General features: G+C 67.4%; 14 protein-coding genes and 2 pseudogenes. 7 read left to right on the top strand and 9 right to left on the bottom strand.

All coding sequences use genetic code 11. The features are described 5' to 3' along the window. Positions 1 to 849 precede the first annotated feature (849 nt). Positions 850 to 1,158, top strand: a pseudogene (locus tag ACZ470_RS40295) (IS5/IS1182 family transposase); the annotation flags it as partial. A gap of 78 nt (positions 1,159 to 1,236) precedes the next feature. Here ACZ470_RS40295 and ACZ470_RS40290 read toward each other — a convergent pair. Continuing rightward, positions 1,237 to 2,091: a transposase gene (locus ACZ470_RS40290; RefSeq protein WP_468434929.1), complete on the bottom strand. Its 855-nt coding sequence runs from the start codon at positions 2,089 to 2,091 to the stop codon at positions 1,237 to 1,239. A gap of 576 nt (positions 2,092 to 2,667) precedes the next feature. On the opposite strand from ACZ470_RS40290, the gene ACZ470_RS40285 reads away from it, so the two are divergent. Continuing rightward, positions 2,668 to 3,408, top strand: a complete 741-nt coding sequence (locus tag ACZ470_RS40285; protein ID WP_468434928.1) for a hypothetical protein — start codon at positions 2,668 to 2,670, stop codon at positions 3,406 to 3,408. Positions 3,409 to 3,516: 108 nt separating this feature from the next. Here ACZ470_RS40285 and ACZ470_RS40280 read toward each other — a convergent pair whose 3' ends face one another. Further along, on the bottom strand, positions 3,517 to 3,789 hold the full coding sequence (locus tag ACZ470_RS40280; protein ID WP_468434927.1) for a hypothetical protein: 273 nt from the start codon (positions 3,787 to 3,789) through the stop codon (positions 3,517 to 3,519). Here ACZ470_RS40280 and ACZ470_RS40275 point away from each other — a divergent pair. After that, positions 3,757 to 4,782, top strand: coding sequence for a peptidoglycan DD-metalloendopeptidase family protein (locus ACZ470_RS40275; RefSeq protein WP_468434926.1), 1,026 nt, complete (start codon positions 3,757 to 3,759; stop codon positions 4,780 to 4,782). The two genes, ACZ470_RS40280 and ACZ470_RS40275, sit on opposite strands and share 33 nt — an antisense overlap. A gap of 151 nt (positions 4,783 to 4,933) precedes the next feature. On the opposite strand, the pseudogene ACZ470_RS40270 reads toward ACZ470_RS40275, so the two are convergent. After that, positions 4,934 to 5,244 (bottom strand): annotated as a pseudogene (locus ACZ470_RS40270) (transposase); the annotation flags it as partial. Positions 5,245 to 5,439: 195 nt separating this feature from the next. Here ACZ470_RS40270 and ACZ470_RS40265 point away from each other — a divergent pair. The 3 genes from ACZ470_RS40265 to ACZ470_RS40255 all read left to right on the top strand — a co-directional run bounded on the left by ACZ470_RS40265 (position 5,440) and on the right by ACZ470_RS40255 (position 7,352). Continuing rightward, the gene (locus tag ACZ470_RS40265; protein ID WP_468434925.1) at positions 5,440 to 6,459 is read left to right on the top strand and encodes an NAD-dependent epimerase/dehydratase family protein; all 1,020 of its coding nucleotides are present in this window, start codon (positions 5,440 to 5,442) and stop codon (positions 6,457 to 6,459) included. A 255-nt stretch (positions 6,460 to 6,714) separates the two neighbouring features. After that, positions 6,715 to 7,215 (top strand): hypothetical protein, encoded by a 501-nt coding sequence (locus ACZ470_RS40260; RefSeq protein WP_468434932.1) that lies wholly within the window; start codon positions 6,715 to 6,717, stop codon positions 7,213 to 7,215. Then, positions 7,149 to 7,352, top strand: a complete 204-nt coding sequence (locus ACZ470_RS40255) for a GNAT family N-acetyltransferase (RefSeq protein ID WP_468434931.1) — start codon at positions 7,149 to 7,151, stop codon at positions 7,350 to 7,352. The genes ACZ470_RS40260 and ACZ470_RS40255 overlap by 67 nt, the downstream gene beginning before the upstream one ends. Here the strand turns inward: ACZ470_RS40255 and paaI are convergent. Together paaI and ACZ470_RS40245 are read right to left on the bottom strand one after the other, a co-directional pair. Further along, entirely contained in the window at positions 7,326 to 7,718 is a 393-nt protein-coding gene (paaI, locus tag ACZ470_RS40250) for a hydroxyphenylacetyl-CoA thioesterase PaaI (RefSeq protein ID WP_468434924.1), read from the bottom strand. The genes ACZ470_RS40255 and paaI overlap by 27 nt on opposite strands. A 68-nt stretch (positions 7,719 to 7,786) precedes the next feature. Then, on the bottom strand, positions 7,787 to 9,268 hold the full coding sequence (locus ACZ470_RS40245; protein ID WP_468434923.1) for a pyridoxal phosphate-dependent decarboxylase family protein: 1,482 nt from the start codon (positions 9,266 to 9,268) through the stop codon (positions 7,787 to 7,789). 85 nt (positions 9,269 to 9,353) lie between these two features. On the opposite strand from ACZ470_RS40245, the gene ACZ470_RS40240 reads away from it, so the two are divergent. After that, positions 9,354 to 9,815: an Lrp/AsnC family transcriptional regulator gene (locus tag ACZ470_RS40240; protein ID WP_468434922.1), complete on the top strand. Its 462-nt coding sequence runs from the start codon at positions 9,354 to 9,356 to the stop codon at positions 9,813 to 9,815. A gap of 219 nt (positions 9,816 to 10,034) precedes the next feature. On the opposite strand, the gene ACZ470_RS40235 is transcribed toward ACZ470_RS40240, so the two are convergent. From ACZ470_RS40235 to ACZ470_RS40220, 4 genes are all read right to left on the bottom strand, one after another. Next, positions 10,035 to 11,207, bottom strand: coding sequence for a DSD1 family PLP-dependent enzyme (locus ACZ470_RS40235; protein ID WP_468434921.1), 1,173 nt, complete (start codon positions 11,205 to 11,207; stop codon positions 10,035 to 10,037). A 96-nt stretch (positions 11,208 to 11,303) separates the two neighbouring features. Further along, positions 11,304 to 11,741, bottom strand: coding sequence for a RidA family protein (locus ACZ470_RS40230; RefSeq protein WP_468434920.1), 438 nt, complete (start codon positions 11,739 to 11,741; stop codon positions 11,304 to 11,306). Positions 11,742 to 11,745: 4 nt separating this feature from the next. Continuing rightward, a complete protein-coding gene (locus ACZ470_RS40225; RefSeq protein ID WP_468434930.1) occupies positions 11,746 to 12,378 on the bottom strand; it encodes a helix-turn-helix transcriptional regulator in 633 nt (210 codons plus the stop codon). Between the two features lie 566 nt (positions 12,379 to 12,944). Then, positions 12,945 to 13,280, bottom strand: a complete 336-nt coding sequence (locus ACZ470_RS40220; RefSeq protein WP_468434919.1) for an MFS transporter — start codon at positions 13,278 to 13,280, stop codon at positions 12,945 to 12,947. Positions 13,281 to 13,931: the final 651 nt, after the last annotated feature.

Here is a 13,931-nt window from a genome sequence, read left to right as displayed (position 1 = left end):
ACCTTGCGGCCCTGGATGATGGACAGGTCGGCGTCGGCGTCGTAGAACAGCTCGGCCACTGGGTTCTCTCCTTGTGTGCGGTGTTGCGTCCCACCTCATGACGGGGCGGGACAGTGATCAGATCCGGGCCTGCGACGCACCGCACGATCAGCGATTGATCGTGTCCGCGAGCTTCGGCCCAGCAAACGAACGGCAGACAAACCGAGTTCCAAGGACCTGGGCCTGCCCCCACCGCGCGAGGAAGTCCAGCAGGATGGCACCACCACCCGCGTCGCTGGTGACGCTCGGATGTGAGGTCAGGCTGAGTGTGTAGAACGATCGGATACGCGATCAACTTAGCGGAGACGCACCTGAGTAGCAAGATAGAACGTTCTGCCTTGTTCGGGGGACGGGGTAAGGTCGCCTGCCTCCTCAAGCCCGTCTGCACCGCGCCGGCAGAGGAGGCTGCCCGGGGGCGGACAGGGGGACTGCGGGTAGCCGGTCCTGCCGTGTTGCCGACCTGTTCACTGGGTCCTGATCAGGCTCGGCGGGTACGTAAGGGGCGCGAGCGTGGCCCTTCACCGATTCACCCGAACTGTTCGGCAGCGAAATCAGAGCGATCGCTCCGGTCGACTTCCGGAACGGACTCATCGTGCGCGAAGTGGACTACTGGGACGGTCGCTACTTCGGCATCGACGCCACCAACCAACTGCGCGTTCCCGAGGTCCCGTTCCCGGCCACCCAGGTGTCAGGCAGGGCCTGTAGGTCAACGTGATCACTGAACTCGTCGCAGAGCTCGGACAGTTGTTGCACGTCCCGGCCGCCGGAAGCCTGCTGAAGAGCTGACCGCAGGGGCGGTGGTGATGTCGGCGCCCCTGCGGTCGACCATGTCGCTGTATCCGCCCGGCTGCGGCAGCGTCAGGCCGCCTGCGGCGCCGGGGCATCCGCGCGGTCATCCCTCAGCCGTCGGACCAGGTCGGCCACCGTCTGCGGCGAGGCCGACTCGGTGGCCGGCCGCCCGGCTTCGACAGCGAGGCATACAAGCAGCGGAACACCGTCGAGCGGTGCATCAACCGCCTCAAGCAGTGGCGCGGCCTGGCCGCACGAACCGACAAGCCCGCGATCGCCTACCAGGCCGCACTCCACCTCGCGGGCATCCTCATCTGGACCCGACCCTGACCAAAGAGACAGAACCTATGTAACGAGCTCGTGCACGGTAGGCAGTGAGGCGTCGAAGGCTTCGACATGGCTCCGTGTTCACAGCTGCCGTGCCGAGGCCAGGTCCGCAGTCTGCTGGTGGGACAGTAGGCCGGCGATGGCCTGGACGGTGTGGCTCATGTGTTCGCGGCGGCCGAGGTGGCGGGTCAGGGTCCGCCAGTTCTTCAAGTGGGCGATGCCGTGTTCGACTCGGATCCGCCTTGAGGAGTGCGCCTTGCGCTGCCGCTCGTGCATCTCCTCGTACCAGTCCGGAGCGTTCTTCTTGAACTTGCGGTGCGGTGGGGTGATCACCCGTCCGCCGGTCTGCGCGCCCAGGCCCTGGTAGCCGGCGTCGGCGAGGATCTCCACCGCGGGTCCGTCGGCCAGGAGCTTGACCAGCCCGAGCTGGCGGGCATGGGTGATGTCCGCGCAGCTGCCGGGCCTGGCCGGACTGCAGAACAGCACCCGCCCGTCGCCATCCGTGACGACCATGGTCTTGACCGCGTTCTGCTTGTTCTTGCCGGATATGAACTTGTCCCGGTCCTTGCGTCCGGCGGCCGGCCGACGGACCCGGATCTCGGTGCCGTCGATGATGCCGGTCTTTCCGCTGGCGCCGAGGTGGTCGACGACCTCGGCCAGGGTCCGCAACCGCACTCCGGGACTGACGGTGCAGCCACGTTCGGCGAGCAGTGGTCGTACCTCGTCGACGGCGCGGGTGATGGTGGAGCGGTCCACTCCGAACCAGCAGGCCAGTAGGTCGTGGGTGACCCCGTGTCGGAGGTGCACGAGGGTGGCCAGGAGCCGGTCGACGAAGACCAGCCGGTGCTTCGCGCCGGCACCGATCGCCCGCTTCCGCGGCTTGGACGCGAGCCTGTCCTGGTGCCGTTCATGCCACAACGGGCCAAGCTCAGCCACGAGTTCAGCAATCACGTCGGCCGACAGGCCCGTAATTCTTCGGTCGCTGATGATCACTGCACGAGACGCGTTCCCCACCACACCACCATGATCGACGATCAGGAACTCGACGCCTCACTGCCTACCGTGCACGAGCTCGTTAGGCGTGATCGGCCCCTCTCCGCGACAAGGTCGAGGACGGCCTGCCAGTCCTTCACGGAGACGTTCGGGACACGTACGTCCGGCAACGACCCATCAGGTCCAGGTCGAAGAAGCACTTCACGCCATCCCACGGCAGGTCACTCACCCCACCATGCTGTCCTGCTCGCCGACCTCAGCGTGGCCGACCTCCTCCGCCAAAGGCCGGCTGTTCCCCCGTCCAAGACCGGACCGACGACCGACCCGGCCATCAGTTGCAGCAAACGCCGCTGCGGTAAGGGAGCTGGCCAGATCGGCGGGAAGCACGACGGCCGACATCCCGCCGCCTCGCGAACACCGGAACAAAAGGCTCCTCGCCCAACGTAACACCGTTGGCGTATGTCACGCCCCAAGTGGCCATTACCGCTCAACTGCCACCCATTTGTGAGGGAGTCCTTGATGACCGTACCCGGCTCCACGACAGCCACCCCGCTCGACCCGCTGACGACGGTGCTGGTCCTACCGGACGGCACAGTGCACACTCGCGACACGCTGCTGTCCGGCCAGGACGGCGAACAGGAACTCCTCAGCGAGGCGTGGCTCTTCCCGCGCGAGCAGGCCGCGGTTCTGCAGCGGCCCGTCCGGGTCAGCATCGGTCGGCCCTCGGGGTCCGTGGAGGCGTACCTGTTGTCCGCGGACGGCACAACCACGGCAGTGGCGGCGCATCCGTCCGCGGCCGTCCTCGACCCACCGGACCCGCGGTGGGACGACGGCATGCCCCAGCACCGTGCACTGCTCGAGATTGCCTGGGCGGCCGAGCGCGCCGGCGACTGGGCGGCTGCCCAGGCTGCTGCCGAGCGGCTCGCTGTTCACGTTCACGACCATCTCGGCGGTCAGCACTTGCGCACCGTCCTCGCTCACGAGCTCCAGGGCCACTTCGCCGTCCGCGCCCGGGACTGGGCCAGCGCAGCCCGCCTGCACACCAGCGCCGCCGCAGGACGAAACCGGCTGCTCGCCCCGTCCGAGTCGACAGTCCGCACCCTCAGGAACGCCGTCTACGCCTGGATGAGGGCCCCCCTCGCCAAGGACATCACCGAGACCGGCTACGCCCTCGCTCATCTGCTCGTACGGCTCGCACCCAACAGCCCCGGACCTATAGCCGCCGTGCTCGGTCGCCTCGGCTCCTCGGTGGAGCGGTAAGCAAGATGTTCGGGCGGCGGCGCACGCCGAAGGCACTCCGCTCGTCAGCGCCTCAACGGGTGCTTGGCGTCGAACGGGCGTGTGCACCAAACGGCCTCCTGACCCCTGTCATTCGCCGACACGACCACGAACGCGACTGAGGTAGAACGTTCGGTCTTGACAGATCGACATAGCTCGCTTGATCATGAAGGAGTAGAAGGAACGTTCTCCCTCGGGTTGGGTGGTGCCGTCATGGCCGTCCGTCGCTACATCATCTTCTTGAGCCTCGCCCTGGCGGTCGTGGCTGGATTGGCAGCTGCTGTCCCAACCGTCGCCGGAACCGGCCGCGGCGTTCTTGCTGTTCTGTTCATGGGAGCCACCGGTGCCGCGGTGGGCGCCCATGCCGCTCCTTCGAAGTCCGCTCCGAAGGCAGCCCCCGAGCCCGTTTCAGCCCTCGGTCCGATGGCTGCCGAGGAGAAAACGGACCAGAACAGGACAGATCAGTGGACGCCGGACCAGGACAAGGCAGCCCAGAGGGCGGCGGCCAAGAAGGCCGCGGCTGGAGCCAAGGACGTGCGGGTCTATTCGGTGAAGGCCGGCGATTCCCTTTCGAAGATCGCCGACGAGCAGAACGTCAGTGGTGGCTGGGAGCAGCTCTACGCCGACAACCGCGAGGTCATCGGTGCCGACCCGTCGCTGATCCGTCCGGGCCTCAAGCTCACCATCACCGGTGAGAAGGCCAGGTCGACAGCCCCCAAGTCGTCGTCCGTCGGGCCCGCTTCGAGGTCCGAGTCGTCCTCGAAGGTCTCGTCCACCGTCAAGCCCTCCACGACGAAGACTGCCAGGAAAGCCGCCCCCAAGTCATCGTCCGCCACGTCCACTTCGAGGCCCGATTCGTCTCCGAAGGTCTCGTCCACTCACAAGCCCTCCACGACGAAGGGTGACAAGAAGGGGACCACGGCAGCCAAGACCTCCGGCACAGTCAACGGCCTTACCACCCCGGTGTCCGGCGTCGCCCTCGGCACCGGGTACAAGGCTGGTGGCAGTCTGTGGTCCAGCGGCCACCACACCGGCGTCGACTTCCTCGCCCCGAGTGGCACCCCGCTGAAGGCGGTCGGCGCGGGCACCGTCGTCTCGGCCGGCTGGGGCGGCGCGTACGGCAACCAGGTCGTCATCCAGCTCGCCGACGGCCACTACGCCCAGTACGCCCACCTGTCCTCGCTCTCGGTCTCCAGCGGCCAGACCGTGACCGCTGGCCAGCAGATCGGCCTCTCCGGCGCGACCGGCAACGTCACCGGCCCGCACCTGCACTTCGAGATCCGCACCACCCCGGACTACGGCTCGGACATCGACCCGGTCGCCTACCTGCGCTCCAAGGGCGTCGCCATCGGCTGACGCGCGCTTTTGGGTCGAGCAGGTGACCTCCTTGAAGCGGGTGTCAGAGTCGACCAGCGAGGTCAGTGACTTGGCGGCCTCGCGGTAACGGGGCAGGGTCGGCGGTCCCAGCCCGCCGTAGGCGGGTTGCCACGGCTCGGCTGCGGCCCGGCGGGCAGGACGCGGTATCGGTGGCCGCGTGCACGCTGACCCTGCCCTGGCAGTCGTCCGCTTCCCCAGCGCCCCGCAGTACTGCCGGGCGACCCCGGCCGAAGCCGTCCCGCACTCGGGGAACGACACGTCATCAACGGCCGACACCTCGGGGGCGGAGCGCCTCGCACAACCGCTGAGCGATCCGCTGCCGCACCGTCGTCCACACGTCCACTCCCACGGCTACTGGTTCACGAACTGCCGCAGGGTCTGCGTGGTGCCGTCCGGCAGCCGCTCGGCCATCGGCTGGATCTACTTGCGTCGGCCATCCAGGCATTCGGCCCATCCTCAAGGAGGTAGAACGTTCTGTATTGACAAGGTGTGGGCCTCTTGCCAAGCTAAGGGTGCAGAACGGTCGGTCTTGCGGCGGAGATCTCAGGTGACCGCGACACGCAAACCGTCCACCGGGCGCTTGCATCCCATGCATCCACACCGAAACAGAACCTCAGCCACGAGGAGGACTCATTCATGCGTGTCTTCGTAACCGGCGGAAGCGGCTTCGTCGGTCAGCACGTGATACGCCGACTGCGCTCGGAGGGTCACGCCGTCCTCGCCCTGGCCCGCTCCGCCGCGAGCGCGCAGAAGGTGGCCGATGCGGGAGCTGAGCCGGTGCTGGGCGATCTCCTGGAGCTCACGGTGGCCGGCGAGGCGGCCTCGTCGCCGGCGTGGCTGGACCAACTGCATGAGGTCGACGCCGTCGTGCATGCCGCGGCCCGAATGGAGTTCTGGGGCGATGACGCGGGTTTCCGTGCCGACAATCACGATCCCACTGTCGCCCTGCACGCAGCCGCAGTCGCGGCGAACGTACCTCGGTTCGTGCTCATCAGCGCAGCCGCTGTGTCCACCGGCACGCCACGTGCCACCGTGGTCGACGAGAACACCGACAACGGCACCCCCGTCACTGCCTACTTCCGGATCAAGCTGGAAACCGAGAACGCGTTGCGCGGCGCCGCGTCGCGCGGGACGACCCTGGTGATCCTGCGGCCACCGCTCGTCTGGGGGGCGGGGATGAACATCGCGGAAACGGCCGCCGACGCCGCCAAGGGGCGGTTCATGTGGATCGACAAGGGCCGCCACATCGTGGACTTCATTCACGTCGACAACCTCGCTGACACCGTTGCGCTCGCCCTCATCGAGGGTGACCACGGTGTCCCCTACTACGTCACCGACGGGTCCCCCATGCCGGTCCGCGACCTCTTCACCGCTCTGCTGGACACCCAAGGTGTCGACGTCTCCACCAGCCGGAGTCTCCCCCTGTTCGTGGTCGCACCGATCGGGGCCCTGTTGGAGTTCGGCGCCCGCGTTCTCCGCAGGAGTACTCCACCACCGCTGACCAAGTGGCTGGTCGCCTTCCTGGGCCGGGACCGCATCTATGACATCAGTGCTGCCCGCAACGTCCTCGGCTACCGACCGCGTGTCAGCCTCGAAGAGGGCCTCCTGGAGATGACAATCCTTGCCCGCCGCCGCTCTCACGCCGATGCGGCGTAGCAAGTCAACGGCCACGTCACTTCTGCACCCGCCGCCTCGACGCCCCCTTGGCGAGCGGAACCACCGGCTGACCACTGCCGGACCGAAGAGTTGCGCGAAAGGTACTGATCACGACTATCCATGGCGATGAATGGGCAGGTGGATGCCGGTGCCCAGGCATGGATGACAGCAGTCGCCGAGTTCGCGAAGAGTCTACCGGGGGGGCGCGTCAAGCCGGGTCGGTAAGGCACGTCCGAGATTGTCACGGGTATTCCCATGTCTGTTCTCAATGGCGTCATCAACACGGCACGCACAGCCGACGCCGACGAGGTCGCCGACTTCGCCGCCTCTCCGAGTTCGGCATCCCTTGCATGGAGTCTCCACGTACGAGGGGAAGAGGTGGATGACCGGATCGTGGCAGCCGCCGTCGCCCAGGGGTTGGCACAGCGCAGGACACTGCCGTTCATGCTGAAGGACCTCGATGACGGCGACCTGACGGCACCCACGGCCGAAGGGCTGGAAGTCCGGCGGGTCCTGGGCGATGAGAGCGACCTCTATGGGAAAGTCCTGGCGGCGGGGTACGAGTGCCCGGAGGACGCCTTCTCCGTGTTTGCTCTGCCCTCCGTTCTTGAGCATCCTTCGATGCGGGCCTATGTGGCCGAAGCGGGGGTGAAGCCGTGGCGACCTCATTCGGTGTCGTGGTGGATGGAATGGTGGGGGTGTTCAACATCGCGGTTCGGCCGGAGTGCCGCAGGCGCGGCTACGGCAGAGCAGTGACGGCGGCGGTGTTGCGCGACGCGTACGAGGACGGTGCGAGCACTGCCTTCCTGCACGCCAGCGCGCTGGGCGTGCCTCTCTACCAGGCGATGGGATTCCGTCTCGCGGAGTCATGGACGGTGTTCGCCGCGAGTTGAGGAAGCCTCGCCGGCCGGGAGTTCCCGGCCGTTTTCGATCATGCGGCTGCGCCCGCGGAACTCGGCGATGACGGTCGCGCCCCGGAGGACGGTCACATCGTAGATCCCGCTGCGGCCGAACCGGGTGCGCTCACGAGCGGATGCCGTCAGCACATCGCTTTCCTTGGCGGGGGCGGTGAAGACGATGTCGGCGCCCGCAGCGACGGTGACGGGGCCGTGGCTGTTGCAGGCGAAGGCGAACGCCGTGTCCGCGAGCGCGAAGACGTAGCCGCCGTGGGCTGTACCGTGACCGTTGGTCATGGCCGCTGTCACCGTCATCCGGACCACGACCGAGCCGTCCGCGGCCTCCAGGAGTTCTATGCCCATGCTGTGAGCGGCCCGGTCGGCGGCGAACATCGCATGTGCCGGACCGGTTCCCGTAGCCGGATCGCTGCTCACTGGGCCATCTCCAGGGCGTCGTCGACCGGACCGCCATGGTGGCGGGCGAGGTCGGACAGGCGGTCGATGATCAGTTCGATGTCCTTGTGGGTGGTGCGGTAGTTGGTGACGCAGGCCCTCATGCCGTGGCGGCCGTCGAGGTGGGCAGGGCCGAGCAGTGCGGTGCCTTCCTCGATCAGGGCAGCGAGTACGGCAGCGTGCGCGGCCTCGGTGGCGCCCTTGATTCGGAAGCAGACGGCGGTCAGCGATACGGGTGTCATGAGTTCCAGGTCCGGAGCGGCCTTGATGAGGTCGGCCATGTACTGGGCGAGGCCGAGCATGTGATCCATCGCGGCCCGGAAGGCGTCGACACCGAAGGTCTGCAGGGCGCTCCATACCTTCAGGGCCTTGAAGTTGCGGGACAGTTGGGGTCCGTAGTCCATGTAGTCGACCATCTGCGGATCTTCCTCCACGGTGAGGTAGGAGGAAGGGAAGGCATAGGCCTGCGTCAGCCGAGTGCGGTCACGTACCAGCAGACAGCCCGCCTCGAGGGGGGCGAACAGCAGTTTGTGCGGGTCGAGGGCGATGGAGTCCGCTCGGCCGCATGCCTCGAACGCCTCACGCTTGCGTTCCGACAGCACGAACAGCGCGCCGTACGCGCCGTCGAGATGCAGCCACAGATCCTGGCGTGTGCACACGTCCGCTATGTCGGCGATCGGATCGATGGAGCCGCTGGTCACGGTTCCTGGGGTGGCGACGACGCAGAATGGCTCCAGCCCGGCCGCCCGATCGGCGCGGACGGTCTCCTCCAGGATGTCGACTCGCATGCGGTAGCGATCGTCGGTGGGGATGTGGCGGACGTTGTTCAGTCCGACACCCAGGATGGCGGCGGCCTTGTCGACGCATCGGTGTGCTTCGGCCGATGTGTACATCACCAGTGGGGAGCCGGTCGACTGCAGCCCCTCCTCGCGGAAGGCGGGCCGACGGGCGTGGAGGGCGACGACAAGGGCGTTGAGGGTGGCGATCGAGCCACCTCCGGTGAGGATCCCGCCCGCCTGATCGCCGTAGCCGAACAGTCCGCTCAGCCACGTGATGACGGCGCGCTCGACCACGCTCGCGGCCGGCGAGAGCTGCCAGAAATTGCAGTTCTGGTTAATGGTGGCAGCGATCGCCTCGGCATACGCCGCTATACCGTTGGGCGGGCCGAGTACATAGCCGAGGAACCGCGGATGGGCCACCGCGGTCGAGTTCGGGATGATCTTCTGGTTGATCTCGCGGAAGAGTCCCTCCACTCCGATGCCCCTGTCGGGGAACGGCGATTCCAGCAGGCCGGCGAGAACCTCCCGGTCCACCGCGGGTACGAGTGGGCGCTCGGCGATGGACTGTTCGTAGTCGTCGAAGAACTCGGCCAGGAGTCGGCTCGCCGTCCTTCTGTCGTCCTCGTTCAGTCCGAGTATCGGGTCGTTGTGCATCAGCGCCTCCGGATACGTGGTGGACACGTCGATGTGGGAACACTAGCCAAGAACCCGAGGCAGAAGATGCCAAGAATGCACGCATCACCGCCCGTCATTAGCATCTGATGCCATGGATAGGACAGATCGAGCAATCCTTGCGCACCTGATGGAGAACGGGCGTCTCGCGAATACCGAACTGGCCGACCTCGTGGGCCTCTCCCCGTCTCCGTGCCTGCGCCGGGTGCGGCAACTCGAGAGCAGTGGCGTGATCACCGGCTACCATGCCGCGGCGGACCCCACCGCAATCGGCCGTGGGTTCCTTGTGCTGCTGACCGTCGAGATGGCAGTGCAGGACAAAGCCACCATCGAGGCATTCGAAGCAGCGGTCGCCGAACTGGACGAGGTGGTGCACTGCTTGCGACTGTTCGGCCAGCCCGACTATCTGCTGTGGGTGGCCGTACCCGACCTGGCGACCTACGAGCGCTTCTACATGGCCGAACTCACTGGTCTCCCCGGGGTGGCACGAACCAACTCTCAGTTCACCATGAAGACGATCAAAAGCACCCCTGGGATGCCGGTGCTCACACCGTGAGCTGCGGACCGCACTCGTTGCCCTCGGCGGAGGCCACTGAAGCCGCTGGTACCGGAGGGGCATCGGGAACCGGTCCTGACGCGTGGAGGACTTCCGGCTGGACCCCGCGGTGGACCAGGCGGAGGTCTCCGGGACGGCGCAAGGCCGGGGCCGGACTCTCGGGGTTCGCGAAGTGTGATGTCGAGCCTGTCAGTCCCCGGGGACCACGAGGACTGCTGGTCACCAGCCGCTGATGCGTTCCCAGTTGGCTCGGACGGCGGGCGCGCGGTCTGTGGGCTGGGTGCTGTCGACGACGTGGTAACTGTGGTGCTGAGCGGCGGTGGCGCACGCGTGGTTGGGCAGGATGCGCAGTCGGGTGCCGACGGGCAGGTTGGGCCGGTCGGCGGCGTCGCGGGCGGTGAGGGTGCCGTGCTCCTGGCTCGCGCCGGTCATGACGAGTCCAGGGATCGGGTTTCCGGCCAGGTCGAGAACGAGTCCGTAGCCCTGGTCCTGGGCTTGGACCGAGGTGCCGCGGTCCCGGGACATGGCCATCCAGCCGCCGTCGGTGATGATCCAGCCGTACTCGGGGCGATGGCCGATCACGGTCACGACCACCGACAGCGCGAGGTCCTCCACGCGGCAGACGCCCAGCCCGGCCATGACGAGGTCGAAGAAGACGTAGTTGCCGGCGCGGAGTTCGGTGACACCGGTGAGGTCCTCGGCCGCGTGCGCGGTCGGTGTGGAGCCGACGCTGACCGTGCCGACGGGCCACCCGGCGGCGCGCAGCCGCTCTGCTGCCGCGACCGCGGTGTCGCGCTCGTTCTCGGCTGCCAACCGCTGATCTTCCGGGGTGTAGGCGAAGTACGACTCGCCCGCGTGGGTCAGGACGCCGTCGAGGCATCCGGCTTCGTGCAGGACGCGGCCGATGTCGACGAGTGCGGGAGCATCGGCCTTGAGGCCGCCGCGGTGGCCGTCGCAGTCGATCTCGATCTGGGCGGGGATGGCGAGCCCGGCTTCGCGGGCGGCCTCGGCGACGAACGCGGCCTGTTCGCGGCTGTCGAGCAGGACGCGCAGGGTGACGCCGCGGCGCAGGAGGGCGATGACACGGGGAAGCTTGTGCGCATCGATACCGACGGCGTACGTGATGTCGGTGTAGCCGCCGTCGGCGAACGCCTCGGCCTCGGCGAGCGTGGAGACGGTGACCGGACACGGGGCGCCGCCGTTCAACAGAGCCGCGACATCAAGGCTCTTGGCCGTCTTCACATGCGGTCGTAGGGTGACGCCGAGACGGTCGGCACGCCTCGCCAATCTCTCGATGTTGCGCACGGTCTTGTGCACGTCGACGACGGCGAACGGGGTGTCGGGGTCGGCCAGCGTCGTCACAGCGGCGGCCGGGGACAGGGTGGGGTTCACGAGATACGTCCATCCTTTGGAGGAGAGCCAGGACCGGTGCCGGATGGCAGGCCGGTCGGCCCTGACAGTTGGGTGGTGCTCCGCACTCGGTGGTGGTCAGGCGAGAGTTGCAACTGCGTGCACCTCCACCGCCGCCCCGTAGTGCAGCTCACCGACGCCGGCTACGGCTCGCGCAGGCTTGCTCATCCCGAGCCATTCCTTGTACACCTTGTCGAAGGCCGGCCAGTCACCGATGTCGGTCACATAGACGGTGACCGACAGCAGTTTGTCGCGGCTGGCGCCTGCCGTGGCCAGGCACGCGTCGAGGTTGCTGAGCACTTGGCGCGCCTGGACCTCGAACGGCTCGCCGCACAGGGGGGTGCCGTCGGGTGTGACGGGGAGCTGACCGGAAATGTAGGCCACTCCGCGGTGGGTGGCGATGTGCGAGTAGTGGCCTGTCGGCCGGGCCAGCTGCGGGCTGTCGAATGTATTGATCGAAGGGGTGCCGTCCGCGTCAGGGAGGTCGTTCCCCGTGGTGATCCCGCTGGTGTTCATCGTCTCACTTCGTATAGGAGTAAACGCTGGCTCGCGAGATCCCGAGGAGGTCCGCGATGGTCTGGGCGGCGTTGCGGGTGTCGAAGTAGCCGTCCTCGTACAGGCGTCGCACAAGGTCCTTCTTCGTTTCCCGGGACAAGGCACGCGGGGTCGTGGAGCGCTCGGCGGCCGCTGTCTCGATGACTTCGCGCAGTTCCCGACGGCTCCGGTCGCCCAGCCTCTCGAACTGGAAGTCCCGGTTCTCGGGATCGGTCGCGACCAGGTTCGACAGAGTCAGCGTGATGGGTGAGAGCGTCGAGATGTCCAGGTTCAGGCAGAGGGCGGCGATGTACTGCCCGGCAGCGTTCTTGATCCCGATCGAGGTGCTCTTCGCGGGGCGTCCGTCGGGGAACTGGTTGGCATAGTTCTGAATGACACTGGGGTAGTGCGGGTCCCTGATGCGGGCGAGACCCAGTTCCGTGGCGGAGTCTCCTACCTCCCGTCCCGAGAGGTTGTTCTCGATGAAGCGGATGGCGTGGTCCGGGTCACGCAAGTCATGCAGTACGACCTCGCAGATGCCGGGAAACATGCGGCCCAGGGCCTGGGCGATCTTCTCGGCCTCGGCCAAGAGGTGCTCGTCCTCCGGCGTTCCGGACATCGCCGGATCGGGGAGCCGCCCGTCCCGTGGCTGCGTGCCGTCCTGGCTGCTCACCGGACGGTTGCCCGTCGAGGTCATCGCCCCGCCCTCCGTAGCGCTGTCACTGTCGCTCACCTCCTGACCCTGCTGCCGTCCCGGTGCTCGTGCAGGCACTCACGCGGCGCAGGAGTTCTCTCTCGGACTTTCCATCCAAACCTGGATGGATAATCTATCCAAGTCTGGAGTGTCGGTCCAGGGTGTTCACTCGGTGGACGCGCGCACCGAGCAGATGCTGTGGTGCTGCGTCTGCCAAGAGCCGGCGCCGGGGGAGTGGGGCTGGATGGGGTGACCGGCCGACCGTCCAGCCCGCTGTGAGGCGCTTGACCTCGCCCTGGCCCGCTTCTGGTCACACATGTTCGGCGGCGAGATGGCGATCGAGACGCCGGACTTCTGCGCGGTCAAGGTCGGAGCGCTATCCGTACGCCTGCCGACGAGGCATCCGTCAACGTCACCCGCCCTCGCCTCGGACGTCTCACTCGCCAAGGCTTCCTTACTCAGCCCGGACGAGGCCGCTGTCAGAAACGGACTCAACGTCCTCCGAGGAGCAGGAAGACCGCGGTTCCCGGGTCCTGAGGTATGAGCAGGAAGCCGGTGAGATCGAAGGCGTGCCCGCGGTGGCCGGCCTCGTGCGGGAGGAACACGGGGGCGAGGGTGGCCAGGCACAGCGGGGCGTTGACAGAGAACAGCCAGTGCCGACTGAGTTTGTCGAGGAGGAAGGCCCTGATGACGGGACAGAGGATCGGCGCGAGTTGGCGGGGCAGGGCGATGGCGATCGTGGCCTGTCCGATCCGTTCGGGTCCGGCGGTGCGAGTGAGGATCGAGATCGTCACGGGAAGCACGATGCCGCCGCCGATGCCCTGCACGACGCGGCTTCGCCATCGAACTCGGCACCACCACCATCGACTCGGCCGACTTCGCCGCCGTCTTCACGCTCGTCTCCGAGCAGCGCGACCTCGCCGCGGAACTCGGGACCCACCCACTGGCCGAGCCCCCCGAGGAAGCAGTGGCCGCACGCTTCGCCTTCAACGCCCTGGCCACCCTCCTGGCCCACAACAACGAACCCGACCCGACCCCGACCGGGTCCGCAGCATGATCAACGGGTCCACGCCTACGCCCCACGCTGTCCTCCACCGGACGGTTGGAACCTGATTGCCGACGCGGAGCCGGCGGACCGGACTTCGGCCTGCTCCTGCGGGCAAAGTACGGCGCCGGCGACAGTCCGAGGGCCCGGCGGACGGGATTGACCCCGCCTCAACTCTGCGTTTTCCTTGCGCGGTTGCTTCACTTCGAGTTCGGCGGTGGTCAGCCGGTCTTCATGCTCTCCGGCGTCGGCCTCGGCCTGGCGGACCCAACCTGCGGGCTCCGTCTGCATGGGCCACCGCAGAAGCGTCGTGTGATGAAGCGGGCCGTCAGTGGGCGGGGCGGGGCAGTACGGCGAGGGCTGTGTCGGCGATGTCGGTCAGGGTCTTCTCGCTCGTTCCGGCTTTGCCCAGCGCTTCGATGCCGCGCAGGAC

Source organism: Streptomyces sp. NPDC031111, from assembly GCF_055570675.1.
This window is presented reverse-complemented; position numbering and strand designations above follow the sequence as displayed.